General features: G+C 63.2%; 11 protein-coding genes. 9 read left to right on the top strand and 2 right to left on the bottom strand.

Annotated features, from left to right (window positions below; translation table 11 throughout):
- From IC235_RS10280 to IC235_RS10295, 4 genes are all read left to right on the top strand, one after another.
- The coding region (locus tag IC235_RS10280) for a T9SS type A sorting domain-containing protein (RefSeq protein ID WP_223847202.1) at positions 1 to 1,345 on the top strand (1,345 nt) is incomplete at its 5' end.
- Positions 1,346 to 1,753: 408 nt separating this feature from the next.
- Complete coding sequence (locus IC235_RS10285) at positions 1,754 to 2,185, top strand: hypothetical protein (RefSeq protein ID WP_191005098.1); 432 nt, start codon at positions 1,754 to 1,756, stop codon at positions 2,183 to 2,185.
- Between the two features lie 309 nt (positions 2,186 to 2,494).
- Positions 2,495 to 2,908 (top strand): hypothetical protein, encoded by a 414-nt coding sequence (locus tag IC235_RS10290; protein ID WP_191005099.1) that lies wholly within the window; start codon positions 2,495 to 2,497, stop codon positions 2,906 to 2,908.
- Between the two features lie 424 nt (positions 2,909 to 3,332).
- Positions 3,333 to 4,202: a carboxypeptidase-like regulatory domain-containing protein gene (locus tag IC235_RS10295; RefSeq protein ID WP_191005100.1), complete on the top strand. Its 870-nt coding sequence runs from the start codon at positions 3,333 to 3,335 to the stop codon at positions 4,200 to 4,202.
- Between the two features lie 98 nt (positions 4,203 to 4,300).
- Here IC235_RS10295 and IC235_RS10300 read toward each other — a convergent pair whose 3' ends face one another.
- Positions 4,301 to 5,776, bottom strand: coding sequence for an APC family permease (locus IC235_RS10300; protein WP_191005101.1), 1,476 nt, complete (start codon positions 5,774 to 5,776; stop codon positions 4,301 to 4,303).
- Positions 5,777 to 6,224: 448 nt separating this feature from the next.
- On the opposite strand from IC235_RS10300, the gene IC235_RS10305 reads away from it, so the two are divergent.
- Together IC235_RS10305 and IC235_RS10310 are read left to right on the top strand one after the other, a co-directional pair.
- Positions 6,225 to 8,993 carry a hypothetical protein gene (locus IC235_RS10305; protein ID WP_191005102.1) on the top strand — a complete coding sequence of 923 codons (2,769 nt, stop codon included), beginning with the start codon at positions 6,225 to 6,227 and terminating at the stop codon, positions 8,991 to 8,993.
- Between the two features lie 36 nt (positions 8,994 to 9,029).
- The gene (locus IC235_RS10310; protein WP_191005103.1) at positions 9,030 to 10,106 is read left to right on the top strand and encodes an AAA family ATPase; all 1,077 of its coding nucleotides are present in this window, start codon (positions 9,030 to 9,032) and stop codon (positions 10,104 to 10,106) included.
- A gap of 22 nt (positions 10,107 to 10,128) precedes the next feature.
- On the opposite strand, the gene corA is transcribed toward IC235_RS10310, so the two are convergent.
- A complete protein-coding gene (gene corA / locus IC235_RS10315) occupies positions 10,129 to 11,292 on the bottom strand; it encodes a magnesium/cobalt transporter CorA (protein ID WP_191005104.1) in 1,164 nt (387 codons plus the stop codon).
- 165 nt (positions 11,293 to 11,457) lie between these two features.
- Between corA and IC235_RS10320 the strand changes: the two genes are divergently transcribed.
- From IC235_RS10320 to IC235_RS10330, 3 genes are all read left to right on the top strand, one after another.
- Positions 11,458 to 12,474 (top strand): hypothetical protein, encoded by a 1,017-nt coding sequence (locus tag IC235_RS10320; RefSeq protein WP_191005105.1) that lies wholly within the window; start codon positions 11,458 to 11,460, stop codon positions 12,472 to 12,474.
- Positions 12,475 to 12,562: 88 nt separating this feature from the next.
- Positions 12,563 to 13,840: an MATE family efflux transporter gene (locus IC235_RS10325; protein ID WP_191005106.1), complete on the top strand. Its 1,278-nt coding sequence runs from the start codon at positions 12,563 to 12,565 to the stop codon at positions 13,838 to 13,840.
- A 42-nt stretch (positions 13,841 to 13,882) separates the two neighbouring features.
- Entirely contained in the window at positions 13,883 to 14,830 is a 948-nt protein-coding gene (locus tag IC235_RS10330; RefSeq protein ID WP_191005107.1) for a glycosyltransferase family 2 protein, read from the top strand.
- Positions 14,831 to 14,959 lie beyond the last annotated feature (129 nt).

Below are 14,959 nucleotides of genomic sequence, written 5' to 3' on the forward strand. Positions count from 1 at the left end.
TCCCGCCCGGCATCACAGTTCGGTCTCCAACTTCAGCATTTTCACGTCCTGGTCGCTTTCCTATGCCGTAGCGGCCAAATTCGCGGTAGATGCCTTCTATGTGCCACCCGGCCAACAGCTCACGGAGGAGGGAGTCATCATGCAGCTGGAAATCGATCCGGAGTTCACCGTCAAATCGCCGAACAACATCCTGTCTGAGCAGGAGGTTTTCGTCATCGGCCCGATTCAGGCCACGGGGGTCGAAGAGGTAAAGCGCTCGGATTTTAACATTCCCCCGGCCACTATCATTTCCTATAGAGACCTACAGGCGCTGCTGAACGCCATTCCGTACGGCGAGAAGTGGCCGGCGATGCCCTCGGCGACGCCCTGCCTGTTCGTGGCCGAAAAGTGGGGCGACTTGTTGATCAACCAAAGCGGGATCCAGGCGTTCTTGGTCGCTGGTGGCGCCGAAACACCTTTGTTGAACGGGGGCGTCAACAGCTGGTCGACCGATGCGTACGGGATCATCTGTTTCAACTTAGGCCGGCCCCTGGCGGCCAATGAGCGCATCAAAGTAGTGGCCCCCCACCAAAACCGCTCCTATGAAGGCAGCAGTACGGCCAAGTACCCCATTCTCTACCTCAACAACAATCCCCACAATATTGTGGTCCGACACCATGCGCCCACCTTCTGGGATAAGGAAAACTACCCGGTACCGGATGGGTTAAACAAGGAGTTTGAGTTGGGCGCGCTGGTAGAAATAAGCCCGGAAGACGTTTACGGGAACGATTTGGACGTTGATCCGCAGGATAAATCAAAGATCATTGAAAACCTGGATCGGGTTGAGTTATTGCTCGATGGGGTTGTCGTTCCGTTGTGGCGGAACATTGCCGCCAGCCGTCAGGTAGATCCCATAGAAAATGGCTTTTACACCACCTGGACGCCCACGGAAAATCGGACGTACGTGTTCAAGCCACGGGCTTATTTAAAGGATGGCACCGTGCTGGAGGACCACAAGCCGCTCAACATCCATGTCGGCTCGGCTGGCGGCAGCGTGCCCTCCAGCCGGTCCCTGCTCGGCTCAGCCCCGGGGCACCCGGGGCGAGAAAAACTCATCGAAGTCTACCCCAACCCCGTGGGCGAAGCCTTTACCCTCACCTATGAGCTGCCGCAGGCCGATGAGGTAAGCGTGCTGCTGCAAGCGGTGAATGGCAGCCGGGCCAAACTGCTGCTAACGGGGCAGCAGGGGGCGGGCCGGCACCAGCTCACGGTTCCCAGCGGGGGCCTGGCGGCAGGGGTGTACCTGCTCATCGTGCGCGGCCGGCACGGCTATGAGCAGCGGCAAAAACTCCTCCGGCTGCCCTAACGCAAGGTTTGCCTGCTTGCTCTCGGTTTCCTCTAGCCCTTACCCGCTGTTGGAAGCACCGGGTAAGTCAACGAGCACCAACCCGGGAAAGGCGCTGAACTAGAGTAGTTTTCGCATAGGAGAAGAGAATTAAAAATGAAAAATGAAGAATTAAAAATCTGCTGGTCCATTTTTTTAATTCTTCATTTTTAATTCCTAAAAAAGGTACCTGATGGGAGCACCGCTCTAATTCGGTCGATCCAGCTCGCTGCATCTTAAGCAGCATGCCGGATCGACCGAATTTATTTTTTGAATAGCACAAAAGCAGAGCGCCCCTCACGTTTCAGCAACGTAACGGGGGCGGGTGCGTAAGGTTGAGGAGCAGAGGCTACGGCCCCCCATTCCTACGGTCACTTAATCTGATTTTTTATGATTCTTGACACTATTTCCGGCAACGGCACCACCCCCAACGAGGGCGAGCACGCGGACATCACCGAGAACAAGGATTTTGCCCAGAACGAAGAGCTGGAACGGCAAAAAGAATACAAGCAGGACCAGAGCGACAACAAAGCCAGCGACGACCCCACGGCTGCCCGTCACAACGGGGCCAACGGCTACACGCAACGCTCCAACCAGAAAGACCAGCTCGACAATCTACACATTGGTGGTTCAGATATTGAGCCGAGCGGGGGCAACCAGCACAACACGGCCGGTGAGCAGGCCCAAGGCCCGGGCTTTGAAGCCGAAGGCAGCTACGAAATCGATCATAACCTGCGCACCCGCGACCAGCAATTTGGCGAAAAAGCCCCCGGTGGTGCTCCCACGGCCGCCGGCCACAACGAAACCATCAGCGACGAATAAGGTCGGTTCAGCTCTTTCCTGCCCATACGAGGCGGGGCCGGGGGCGCAAGCTGTCCCGGCGCTTCCGGCCCCGCTTCTGTTTTTATTCGGAATGGCACTTTTCGCGCTCACTCGGCAGCGGGGACCGTAGCAGGGGACGCATAAACTGGCTAGCACCGCGACCCAGGAGGCGGCCCGGCGTTGGGTCCTAGCTTCCCCAGTTCTACCATTCGGCCGCGATAAACCGAGCCCGCGTTTTGCCTGCTCGCCCGGCTCTGAATAAAAGCCACTCCGCTGCTCCTGACCGCGCTGGCCTTAGCCCAGCCCGCGGTGGCGCAGGTCGCGGTTACCTACTTTCCATTTCAGTCGGTGCTGGGCGTGGCATCAGATACCGACCGCCGCCTGTGGGGAGGGGTAAACGCCGAAACCAACGCGTTCCTCTCCAACGTCAATCTGGAGTGGCACGGCATGGCTAATCTAAAAAAAGGGGAGGGGGTAAACTACTACGCCGGCTTTGGGGTGAACACCAACCCGTTAGCAGCAGTAAATTCCCTCCCCCTGGTGAACGGCTACTCCTTTACGGTTGGGGCCCGCATCAAGCCCTTGGGGAATTCCCGCAACGTACAGGTGGTGTTCGAACTGGCTCCCTACGCCAACGCCCACCTCGATGGAGGCACCATTCGCACCTTGCTCGGGCTGGTTTATAACTTCCGACGGCGTGGCGAAGCAATAGGGGGCTTATAATGATGGCTTAGGATATTTTTTCCACCCAGCTGTAACCAGAATATTGAGTCCTACTCCTGTCTTCCCAACTACCCTTGGCCAACGGCCTTTTTTAGCCCGTGCCGACAGTAGCGCCGGGTCCGACCCAACCGCTGCGGCTGGTAATGCGCGCTGTGTTTGAGGTGGAACGTGGGCTGACGGCGGGTTGGCCGGCACCTGGGGGAGCACAGGCAGGGGTGGTGCCTGGTTTGGTGTGGCATACCGTGCTTACCGGTGATAAGGAAGAGTTTGGTGGTCAAACTGCGGGTACTGGTCCGAGAAAAATTTGAGAACTGCTATAGATAACGCGACAAACGCTTAACTTGCGTGCCATAATGGGAAATAGTAAATTTATCAGTCAGTGAATCTTTAATCATTTCTAATAGAATCTTAAAAATTTTATATTATGAAGCCGGAACAGCTACCCAAAGTCGAGAACGAAGAATACAATCCCAACCTGGATGCCCCGGCCGAAGAGCTTACCTCGGGCGGCGGCAATCGACTGATGTATGTCCTGGTAGCCATCGTAGTGGCACTGGTAGTTGGTTACGTGGCCCTACCCAAAGGAGGGGACCCGGGCCCTTCATCGGCAACTTCCTCGGCTGTGCTCGACACTACGGCGGCAAAGACGAATGCCCCCGCGACAGATGCGACAGCCCAAACTTCGGCCGATGGTGCCGCCGCAGATTTCAACTCTGCCGCGGATTTCAATACTGCCGCGGATCCAGCTTCGACCGTAACCCCAACTTCCGCCTCACCTTCAACCGTGGCTACTGCTACGGGGGCCAATGGTTTTGGTGAAGAAACCACCAGCACGAAGGAAGCCGACAAGCCGGCCGAGGCCTCTCGCACTAAGGCCAGCGGGAAATCTGCCCGGACGTCCGCCGCGGCTGCCGCGCTGTCGTCGGTTGCGCCCTCTTCGGACGAGTCTAGCTCTGAGCCGACGCCCGGCCCCGTAGCGCCTCCAACCACAGTAACCCCCGTAGCCCCCGCGGCGCACGCGGCGCCTTCGGCCACCGTAATTATGTCCGGCCATATTTCCGATGAGACCGGCCGGCCGCTCGTGGGGGCCACGGTATTACTAAAGGGCAGCAGCAAAGGCACCAGCACGGATGCCAGCGGCAACTACTCAATCGAGGTGCCCAACGGCGCCGATAATGCCCTGATATTTGGGTACGCGGGCTACGAGGATGAAGTAGTGCGCGGCACCGGCGCTAAGTTTGCCAATGTTATCCTAACCCCACTCGCAAAAGGCAGCAAGAAGGGAAAGGAATAGATTTTGGATAATAAAAAGAAAAAGCCGGATCTTTTAGCTGAGGGATCCGGCTTTTCGTTGGCTAAAGGGGCAGGCCAAACACCTGCGTTTGTGCCGGGCTAAGCGGCTTTGCGGCTGAACCGCCGCCCAAACAAAAAGTAAACCGGCACTCCGAGCGCCACTAGCCCCAACCCTCGCCGCGAGAACTCGGCGGTGTCGGGGGCAATCAACAGGATCAGGCAGAAGGTCGAGGCCAGCGCGACGTACAGGCCCGGAACCACCGGGTAGCCCCAGGCCCGGTACGGCCGGGCCGCCGCGGGCCGGGTGCGCCGCAGCACGAAAATGCCGAGAATGGTGATCACGTAAAAAAGGATTACCGAGAACATCACGTAGTTCAGCAGTTGACCGTAGGAGCCGCTCAGGCAGAGCAGGCAGGCCCACAGGCACTGAGCCCAAAGGGCGCGGCCGGGAACCCCCGCGCCATTCAGGCGAGCCAGCCCAGGGAAGAACAGGCCATCCTGGGCCATGGCAAAATAAGCCCGGGCCCCGCTGAGAATGATGCCGTTGTTGGCTCCGAACGTGCTGAGCATGATCAGAACTGCCATAACGTAGGCACCCGCCTGGCCCAGCACCGATTCGGCAACGGCCGTGGCTACCCGGTCGTCGGTAGCGTATTGAATGCCCCGGCCGGCGAGGGTAGTGGCTTCGGGGGAGCCGTGCAGAGGCAGCACCAGCAGGTACACCACGTTGATGAGGATGTAAAGCGCCGTAACGATGGCCGTGCCAATGGCCATGCTGCGAACCAGGGTCCGCTCGGGGTTCTGAATTTCTTCCCCGGCAAAGCCAATGTTGTTCCACGAGTCGGAAGAGAACAGCGAGCCGGTCATGGCCATGCCGATGGCAATAACCAGGGCGCTGCCGCTAATAGGCAGCACCGCCGCGCTCGCCCCCGGAGCCGGGGAGCGGGTGGCCGTCCATAAATCGGCGAAGTTGGCGAGGATGGCTTCGTGATTCAACCCCAGGGCCACCCCAAAGATAATGAGCAGGCCCAGGGCAATGAGCTTGGTGCTGCCCAGCACGTTCTGGATAAGCTTGCCGGTGCGCACGCCCTGGGCATTGAGGGCCGTGATGCCCACAATAAGGGCAATGGCCAGGAGCTGCACGCTGCTAACCCCGAAGCTGCCCACCTGAAACAGCATATTTTTTACGCTGAAAAACGGCACCAGTACGCCCGTAAACTTGGCAAAGGCCACCGCCACCGCCGCGATTACCCCGGTTTGAATGACGAGGAACAGCGTCCAGCCATAAAGAAAAGCTGTGAGCCGCCCGAAGGCCTCGCGCAGGTACACATACTGGCCGCCCACCTTGGGAAACATGCCGGCCAACTCGCCGTAGCTGATGGCCCCCGCCATGGTGATAAAGCCGGTGAGCAGCCACACCACCACCAGCCAGCCGGCGCTGCCCACCTGCCGGGCAATATCGGCCGATACGATGAAGATGCCCGAACCAATCATGCTGCCCGTGACGAGCATAATGGCGTCGAAGAGGTTGATGGCGCGCTTAAAGTGCGGCGGTGCTGATTGTGGTTCAGTCATGTAGTGCTGGTAGGCCCTTTATTGAAGCCGGGAAGATAGAACGCGGCGCAGGAACCGGGCCCCGGAGCTGTACTCTGCCGCGACTAACCCGCCGCCCGACCCAACCAGTAGGTGGTAAAAGCAAGCTTTGGCGGCGGGCACCGGAACCAAGCCAGGAGGGCCCCAGCTGGCGGGGCATGAGGAAAGCCGGGAGGGTGCTTCAATACGCCCAAAGCAAGCAGCGACCTCGCCGACGAATGGCTGGGACCGGCAGTCCGGTTGCCTGGGCAGGGTATTTTCGCCGGGTAGGAGCGAGGCGCTCCTCGGGTTGGTTGGGAGGCCATCAAGTAAACCACCCCAATTCCCCACAGTACGGCGTCTTGCCCTCGCTAGGTGCGGGGCGGTGATGGGGCCGCTGCCATCCGCCATCCGGCCGTACTTTCGTGGCCCGTCATTCGCTTCTTTCTGCATGTCCCGAAAGCTCCTGGCGTTATTCACGGCCTTGCTGCTGCTACTCGCGCTGGCCACTTACGTTTACTACCGCCGCACCGTAGCCGCCGTGCCCGTGGACCCGTACGCCCTGGTGCCCGACGATGCGGTGCTGGTGCTAAGCACCCACGACCACCCCGCTCTGGTTCGCCACTTGCAGGAAACCGAGCTGTGGGATAACCTCACCGCCGTGCGCTACTTCCAGCAGGCCGCCGGCCATCTGGCGGTGGCCGACAGCCTGGGCGGCGGCAACGCCCGGCGCCGAAACCGGCTCCTGCGGCTGCTCGGCCGCAAGCTGGTAATAACCTCGGTGCACGTAACCGGCCCCGGTGAATTAGGCGTATTGTACCAAGTCCCGCTGGCCCGGGTGGGCGAGTACCGCCAGGTACGGGGCCTGCTCGAAACCCTGGGCCGTGACGCCCGCTACCGCCTGGCCACCCGCACCTACCGGGACCAGGAATTCACCGTGCTCACCGAGCGGCGCAGTGAAACCAGCCTCACGGTGTTCAACTACCGCAACCATCTGCTCATCAGCGCCACCCCGGAGCTGGTAGAAGCGGTGGTGCGGCGGCTAACTCATCCCGAGGCCCCTACCGTGCTCGCCGCCTTCAGCTCGATCGACCTGCTGCAGCTGCGGGATACGGACGCCTCGCTGCTGATTAATTACCGGCGCTTGCCGCAGTTCCTGGACGTGTTGTTTCGCCGCGAGGCCCACGGGTCGTTCGACCAGCTGGCGAGCTTGGTTTCGCAGGGCTTGTTGGGAGTGAAGCTGGCCGGCAGCCGGGCCCAGCTGCGAGGGTTCTCCAACCCCGAAAGCGCGGGGGGCACCCTCCAACAGCGCCTGCGCGGCCAGCCGTCGGCCCGGCCCAAGGACTTGGCCGGCGTGCTCAGCCTCCGCACGGCGCTCCTTATTCATTTGGCGGCCAACCCCGCCCAAACCTGGCCGGGCCCAAGCCAGCAGCAGGCCGACTCCCTGGGGCGTAACGCCGCGCTGGATAGCCTGCGAGCCTCTTTCGGCGGAGAAATGGCCATTGCTTACCTGGCTACGGCCGCGGCCAGCAGTCGACCTCGGCAACTGGTTTTCGTCCGGTGCCGGGTGCCCGCCCGCACCACCCGGTGGCTGGCGCGCCTGCGCCGCCTTTACGGCAATTCGCCGGCCTTTAATAAGGTCGGGCCCTATGAGGTGCACCCGGTCGGTTTTTCCGAAGCCGTGGTGCTGGGCCCCCTCTTGGCCCCCCGCCAGCCCTTTACTGCGGAGGCCATAGCGGGCGCGAGCACGCTGGTGGGCAACTACCTGGTGTTTTCCGACGAGCCAACCCTGAATGGCTACCTGGCGGATGTAGTGGCTGGCCGCACCTGGGCCCAGTCCCCGACGCAGGTTGCTTTCCTGCAGGAAACCCTGCCCGCGGCCCGCTTGAGCCTTTTCGTGGATACCCGCAACAGCTGGAATGCCCTGTTGGGCGCGCTGACCGAAGAGCGCCGTGCCGGCCTGCTGCGCAACGAAGCATTGTTTAAGCGCTTTCCGCAAATGGCGCTGCAGTTCGCGCCCGCCGACAACGAGCAGGCGCCCGACGCGCAGTATTTCACGCAGTTCCTGCTGCGGCATCCCAACCCCGGCCCGGCGCTGGCCCAGGCGGGTGGTGCGGCGGCCAATAGCCGGGTCCTGGCCTTCACGCACGAGCTGGTGGGTGGGCCCACGCTGGTGCCCGTGCCGGGCACCCGGGTGCCGGCCGTGCTGGTGCAAGACTCGGCCCGCGCCCTGCATTTCGTGAGCGCCGACCATACCGTGCTGTGGACCGATACGCTGGACGGCCCGGCGGTAGGAGTGAGCCTGTTGCCGGGTGGCGGAGACGGGCCGGGCGGCCTGTTGCTCGGAGCCGGTCCGCGCCTGCACTTGCTGGCCAACGACGGCCGCGAGGTGTTGCCCTTTCCCCTGCACTTGCCCGATACTGTGCGCGTCGCCACCGTGCTGGCCGCTCCCGGTGGGCCCGGCGTTCCGGCTCGCCTGCTCGCCGTGACGGCCGGCAATGCCTTGCTGCTGCTGGACGCTAAAGGACGGCTGTTTCCCGGGTGGCAGCCCAAGCGGCTCGACTTCCCGCTGGCGGGGCGCCCGGCCTTGCTCGGGGTCGGGGGCCGCGACGTGGTGCTGGCGCCCCTGCAAAATGGCTACGTCTACGCCTTTGATGGCCAAGGCGACCTGTTTCCCGGCTTTCCGGTGAGTATGGGCGGACGCCTGGCCGGCGACGTGCTGGTGCAGAGCGGCACTACCTTGGGCCGCACCCGCTTCACGGTAGTGAACCAACACGGCGAGCTGGTAACTTTCAGCTTGAGCGGCGACATTCTCAGCCGGCGCCGGGTGGCTACCTGGAGCCGCACCGCCCGCTTCCGCCTGGTGCCCGCCCCTCGGGGCCGGACCTTCGTGGTGGCGCGTGAAGATGGCAGCCAGCTCGACGTGTTTCGGCCGACCCAAGAGGCTCCGCTGTTCACCCAGCGCTTTATTACCTCGGGCGAAAAACCAATCCAGTTCTTCGATTTTGGGGATGCGCGGCAAATCACCGCCGTGACCGAGCCCGGCCCCGGCCAGGTGTTTCTGTACGATGGCCGGGGCCGGCTGCTGGGCGGGGCGCCCCTGCCCAGCACCGGCACCAGCGTGGGCTTGAGCTACGATGCCACCACCAATTCCTATCAGCTGGTGCGCCTGGTGGGGCGCGAATTGCGTCGTACCGAACTCAAAGTGACCACGCCGTAACCAGCGAATTAAACCAGGGGCGGCCCCTTGCTTGCCATGAAATCTTCAGAATCGACGAATACCGGCTTGGTGGTTGGTAAGTTCTGGCCGCCGCACCGCGGGCACCAGCTGCTGCTCGAAACGGCCGCGGCCCAGGTAGCGGAGCTAGTGGTGCTGGTGTACGCCAACCCGGCCGGGCCCGGGCCGGCTGCGGACCGGCTGCCCGCAGCCACCCGGGCCCAGTGGATTCGGGAATTGTACCGGGGCGATGAGCTGGCTCAAGGACCACGAATCGGGACTACGCCGCTCCGGGTTTTCGCGCTATCGGCCGAAGGTGATGGGGTGCCGCCCGATGCCGCGCCCGACGACGTCCACCGGGAGTTTGTGCGCCAGTGGCTGGCCCGGCAGGGCATCGCGGTGGCCACGGTGTTCTCCAGCGAAGCCTACGGACCGGGGTTTGCGCAGCACCTGGGCGCGGCCCACGTGAGCGTAGATGCTGCCCGGCGGCACGTGCCGGTGTCGGGCACGCTGGTGCGGAAAAATCCGTTGGCTACGGCCGCGTACCTGCACCCCTTGGTGGCCGCTCAGCTCGGGGTGGTGCCGCCCGCGGCCATCCCCCGGGTGGTGTTGCTCGGGGCCGAGAGCAGCGGTAAGTCGACCCTGTGCGCGGCCCTGGCCGAGGCCTGCCACACGGCCTGGGTGCCGGAGTACGGCCGTACCCTGCACGAGCAGAAGAACGGCAACCTGGCCTACGAAGACTTGCTCTACATTGCCCGGCGCCACGCTGAATTGGAGGATGAGGCCGCCCATAAGGCCCGGAAAGTGCTGTTCTGCGACACCAACGCCGCCACTACGGCGCTGTATTCCTACTATTATTTCCACCGCTGCGACCCGGCTTTGCAAGCTATGGCGGCCGTTTGCGGGCAGCGCTACGCCCACACGTTCGTGTGCGCTCCCACCGTGCCGTTCGAGCAGGATGGGTGGCGCGGGCCCGAGGCCCTGCGCAGCTTCCAGCACGGCATGATTCTGATGCAGCTGGATTTTTACCGCATTCCCTACGTCCTTGTCGAAGGCTCCGTAGCCGAGCGGGTGGCCCAGGTAAGAAGGGCGTTGGGAATGGTTGACGATGCGTAGGCCCACCTCTTGACCCCGAAGCCTACCGGTTGGTCAGCCAGCCCTTGCGATAGAAGTACACCAGCTGGATGACGACCACGACTAGCATAACGGCTACCACCAAAGGGTAGCCCCAGGGCTTGTAAAGCTCGGGCATGTTGAGGTAGTTGATGGTGCCGTTGGGGTTCTCGCGCTGGAAATTCATCCCGTAGAGACCGACCACGAAGCTGAGGGGAATGAAAATGGTGCTGATGATGGTCAGCACTTTCATCACTTCGTTCATGCGGTTACTCTGGTCCGACATGTAGAGGTCGGTGAGCGAGGAGATGTTGTCGCGGTAGCTTTCGGCCAGGTCCAGGGCCTGAATGGCATGGTCGTAGGCGTCGCGGTAAAATATTTTCAGCGATTCTGGGATGATTTCCGCGGGCATCCGCAGGATTTCAGCAATTTTTTCGCGCTCCGGGTACACGAGTCGGCGGAAGCGCACCACGTCCTTCTTGATGTGCAGGATGCGGCTGAGCAGGCGCGGCGGGCGTTTATCGGCAAAAATGGCGGCTTCCAGGTCGTCGATGTAGTCGCCGATGGCGGCCATCGTGGGGTAGTAGTGGTCGAGCACCACGTCGGTAAGGGCATAGGCCAGGTACAGGCTGGGCTGGCGCCGCAAAACGCTGAAGTTGGCGCGCATGCGCACCCGCAGCGTGTCGAGGCAGTCGTCATAATCTTCCTGAAACGAGAGCACGTAGTTTGGGCCCGTGAAGAGGGAGAGCTGGTCGTCGTCGATTTCCAGCTCGGCGGTAAACTCGGTCATGCGCGAGACCATGAACAGCCGCTCGTCATCAAACACCTCCACTTTGGCCCGCTGGTAGTCGTTGAGAACATCTTCCATTTGCAGCGGGTGGAGGCCAAAGTCTTTCATTATCTGCTCCATGAGGGGCAGGTCGCCGTAACCGCGCACGTCTATCCAGTGCTTAAGCTCGGGGTGCTCGCGCAGGTAGTGAAGGAGCACTTCGTACCGGTCCGTGTACTCTTCCTCTACCAGCTCCGACTCGCTGTAGGACACTAAAAAGAGCCGGGGCTTCAGGGCGTCCTCCTTAATCGTGAGCGTACCTGGCCGCTGGCCCACCCGCTGCTCCCGGGCCTGGCGGGTGGCTTCGCGGTCGCTGATGGTAATATCGGTGAGGGACTTGCTGGGGTTAAGGGGATTCATGCGGAGAGAAGCAAAGGCACTGGCGCGCGGGTCGGGTTAGCCCCGCCCGCCGAGGAGCTGCGAAAATGCAGTTCGCGCCGCAGTTTACGGACGCTGGCCGAAGAAAGTGGCCCGGACCGGCTATTCTGTGCCGTACTTTGCCGGGCTTAGCCACCACATCTGGGTTTGAAACTAACCAATTCATTCGCTGCCGCCGAAGCGGGCTCCCTACCCGGGCCGGCCGCCCTGGCCGTGTACGAGGCTCCCTATGGACCGGGGGGGCCGGCCGAGCCGCGGTATCCCCTGGCTTTTGAGTCGTTTCTATACCTGCTGCCGGCCCACCAGGCGCTGCAGCCCGGCAGTGGAAGGGGGCTTAGCTTTTACCTGGAGGATGCGGCGGCGGGCCGCACCGTGGCGCAGCTGCACTGGGCCCTGGCCGCCGACGGAGTTTGGGCCCGCAGCCCTGGGCAAGCGCCGTTTGGCGCCGTGCAGCTGGCGGCCGGGGTCACGGTGAGCAATCTGCACGAGCTGCTGGCGGCGGCCGAGCACTCGCTCCGGCAGCGCGGAATCAGCCGGGTGGCCCTGCGCGGCTACCCGTTTGCCTACGACCCCGCCGGGGCCGCCGGGCTGGCCGAAGCCCTGCGCCAGCGCGGCTACCGGGTCGTGCTGGCCGAGCAAAACTACCACCTCGACCCGGGCCGTCCCTACGAACCCCACCTGCACCCGTCGGAGCGGCGCCGGCTGCAGAAATGCCGGCGGCACGGCCTGCACTTCGAGCAAGAGCCCCCTTTTTTGTTGCCGGCCGCCTACGAGTTCATTCGGGCCTGTCGGCAGGAGCGGGGCCAGGAGCTGTCGTTGCCGCTGGCCCGGGTGCAGGAGCTGTTTCGGCATTTTCCCGCGAAGCATTTCCTGTTCTCGGTGCGCCAGGCCGATGGGCAGTGGGCGGCCCTCACGGTGGCCATTCAGGTTAGCGAGCAGGTGCTCTACAACTTCTATCCGGCCAGCCCCCTGCGCTGCAACAGCCTGAGCCCGGTAGTGCTGCTCAACGAGGGCCTCCACGCTTTTGCCCGGGCGAGCGGCCTGACTGTGCTGGACCTGGGCACCTCTACGCTCGATTCGGGGCCCAATACCTCGCTGCTGCGCTTTAAGCGGCACCTGGGCGGCGTGGCGGGCTTGCGCCTCAGTTGGGAGAAAACGCTTTGAGCGGGCAAAACACTGGGTGAGCGAATGAGGGAAAGGTGAATAATTTACTGGGAGGTTTTACTGGAATGCGCTAATCTTGTGAATCTCCATGTCCAGCCCGCCGCCTAACCCCGCCGTTACCCCGCCGCCTCCAGTATGGCGGGGCTTCGTGCGCGGCTCGTTGGGCACGGCCCTGGCCGTAGCGGCGCGGGCGGGGGGGGCCTTGGTCGTCAACAAGCTGTTTGCGGTGTACGCGCCGGCGGGGGGGCTGACGCTGCTGGCCCAGTTTCAGAACCTTATGGCCCTGCTCACCACCTTGCCCAACGACGGGGTGCAGGTGGGCCTGGTTACGTATCTGGCGCCGCTGCGGCCGGGTAGTCGCCGCTACCGCGTGTGGGTTGGCGCAGCAGTCGGGCTCAACGCTGCGGCTCTGCTGGCCGGTGCTGTGGTGCTGGCCAGCCGCGGCTTGTTTGGTTGGGGGTGGGCAAGCCTGGCCGCGTTTCTGGGTGGCATTGCCCTGCTCACCGGGCAGAGCTTGTTGGGGGCCGCCTTGTTGGCTGCCCGGCAGCTGCGGGCTTACCTGACCCTATCGGTGCTGCTGGCCATGCTCGGTACGGCGGCGGCGGCGGGGGCGTTGTGGCTTGGCTGGCCCCTGAATAGGGTGCTGCTGGCCTATCTGCTGGGGCAGGGCCTGGCTGCCGGGCCCGCGCTGGTGCTGGCCGCGCGCGCCGGGCTGTTGCGGCACCTGAACCTGGCCGCCCCCGTGAGCCGCCTGGCCCTGCGGCGCCTAGCCCAGTTCCTGCTGATGGCCGGGAGCACGCTGCTGTTTGGCAAGGCCGTGGATTTTGGGCTGCGCAACTACTTGTTGCAGGCCTTTGGGCCCGCCCGCACCGACTTGTGGCAGGCCGTGGCCAAGCTCTCGGACAACTATACCATGGTATTTGCGGCCGTGATGGGCAGCGTTTTCTACCCGCAGCTGGCGGCTCTGACCGGCCAGCCCCGGGCCGCACAGCGCTATCTGTGGGGCGTGGCGGCCTTGTTGGCCCCGGGGCTGGCGGTGGGGCTGGGACTGCTTTTCGCGGTTCGTAACTGGTTGTTGCCCCTGCTATTTGCGCCCCGGCTGCTGGGCGCGGAGGAGTTGCTGGCCCCGCAATTACTCGGCGACTGGGCTAAGTTTCTCAGTTGGCTATTCATCTTTCAGCTCACGGCCCGGGCCCGGACGGGGCCCTACGTGGCCGTGCAGGCGGCCTCGGCCGCGGTGTTTGGGGGCTTGCTGGCCGTGTTGCTGCCCCGGTTGGGCCTCGAAGGCGCCGTGCTGGCCCACGCGGCCCGGTACGGCCTGCTGCTGCTGGCCTGCGTGGGAATGCAGCTGAGGAGGAAAGAATGAGAAGCGGATAGTTTTTCGGTGCTTGATTTGCGCTTCTGCTTCATGCCCAACTCTTCCGCCCCTTCGCCTGCAGTAAGCGCCAGTAAGCCGCTGGTCACCATCGTGGCGCTGTGCCACAACCACGCGCTGTTCGTGCGCGAGGCGCTGGATTCCATTCTCAGCCAAACCTACCCGAACGTGGAAGTATGGCTGGTGGATGACGCCAGCACCGACGACAGCCCCGCCATTCTGCGCGAGTACGCGGCCCAAAATCCCGGCTGGCACCTGCTGCTGCTGCCCGAAAACGTGGGCAACTGCCGTGCTTTCAACACCGCCTTTCGTCAGAGCCGGGGCGAGCTGGTAATTGATTTCGCCACCGACGACGTCCTGCTGCCCGAGCGGCTGAGCCAGCAGGTCGCGGCGTTTGAGGCCGCTGGCTCGACGGTGGGCGTGGTATATTCCAACGCCGAGCTAATTGACGAAGGCGGCGGAAGGCTGGGACTCCACCACCGACCCGACGGCCACGGCGGCCTACGGCCCCAACCCGCCAGCGGGTGGGTATTCGCTGAAGTGCTGCGCCGGTATTTCATCAGCACGCCCACCATGATGATGCGCCGCGCCTGCCTAATCCAGTTGGGGGGCTACGATGAGGCCCTGGCCTACGAAGACTTTGACTTCTGGGTGCGCGCCAGCTGCGACTGGCAGTTCGTGTACCTCGATGAGGTGACGACCCGCAAGCGCAAGCACCCGCGCAGCATGAGCAGCCGCGCCTACCGCCGCCACGACCCCTACCTGGCCTCCACCATCCGCGTATGCGAAAAGGCCCTGGCCCTGGCCCGCACCCCCGCCGAACACGCCGCCCTGGCCACCCGCCTGCGCTGGGAGCTACGCCAGGCCGCCCGCCGTCGCCGTTCCGCCGAAGCGCAGGCCTTGTTCGCCCTGCTGCGGCAAGTCGCCCGGCCCCGGCTGCTCGACTGGGCGTTGGTTGCCTGGAGCCAGCTGGTTCCCTAGCGTGGTTGCGGCGCCAGTATAATGCGGTTGTTCAGCGCCAATGCGTTAGAGCGATTTCGGAGTTACTGTACATATATAAATGTTAAAAAGTAAAAATTAGCTAATTATGGTCGCCATGCCGAGCGGGGC

Source organism: Hymenobacter montanus, assembly GCF_014699115.1.
In the GTDB taxonomy this organism is placed as follows: Bacteria; Bacteroidota; Bacteroidia; order Cytophagales; family Hymenobacteraceae; genus Hymenobacter; species Hymenobacter montanus.

What these genes read in the sequence shown, in the direction of transcription:
- IC235_RS10285 (WP_191005098.1), top strand. Translation starts at nt 1,754, where the DNA reads ATGATTCTTGACACTATTTCCGGCAACGGCACCACCCCCAACGAGGGC.
- IC235_RS10295 (WP_191005100.1), top strand. Translation starts at nt 3,333, where the DNA reads ATGAAGCCGGAACAGCTACCCAAAGTCGAGAACGAAGAATACAATCCC.
- IC235_RS10300 (WP_191005101.1), bottom strand. Translation starts at nt 5,776, where the DNA reads ATGACTGAACCACAATCAGCACCGCCGCACTTTAAGCGCGCCATCAAC.
- IC235_RS10305 (WP_191005102.1), top strand. Translation starts at nt 6,225, where the DNA reads ATGTCCCGAAAGCTCCTGGCGTTATTCACGGCCTTGCTGCTGCTACTC.
- IC235_RS10310 (WP_191005103.1), top strand. Translation starts at nt 9,030, where the DNA reads ATGAAATCTTCAGAATCGACGAATACCGGCTTGGTGGTTGGTAAGTTC.
- corA (WP_191005104.1), bottom strand. Translation starts at nt 11,292, where the DNA reads ATGAATCCCCTTAACCCCAGCAAGTCCCTCACCGATATTACCATCAGC.
- IC235_RS10325 (WP_191005106.1), top strand. Translation starts at nt 12,563, where the DNA reads ATGTCCAGCCCGCCGCCTAACCCCGCCGTTACCCCGCCGCCTCCAGTA.
- IC235_RS10330 (WP_191005107.1), top strand. Translation starts at nt 13,883, where the DNA reads ATGCCCAACTCTTCCGCCCCTTCGCCTGCAGTAAGCGCCAGTAAGCCG.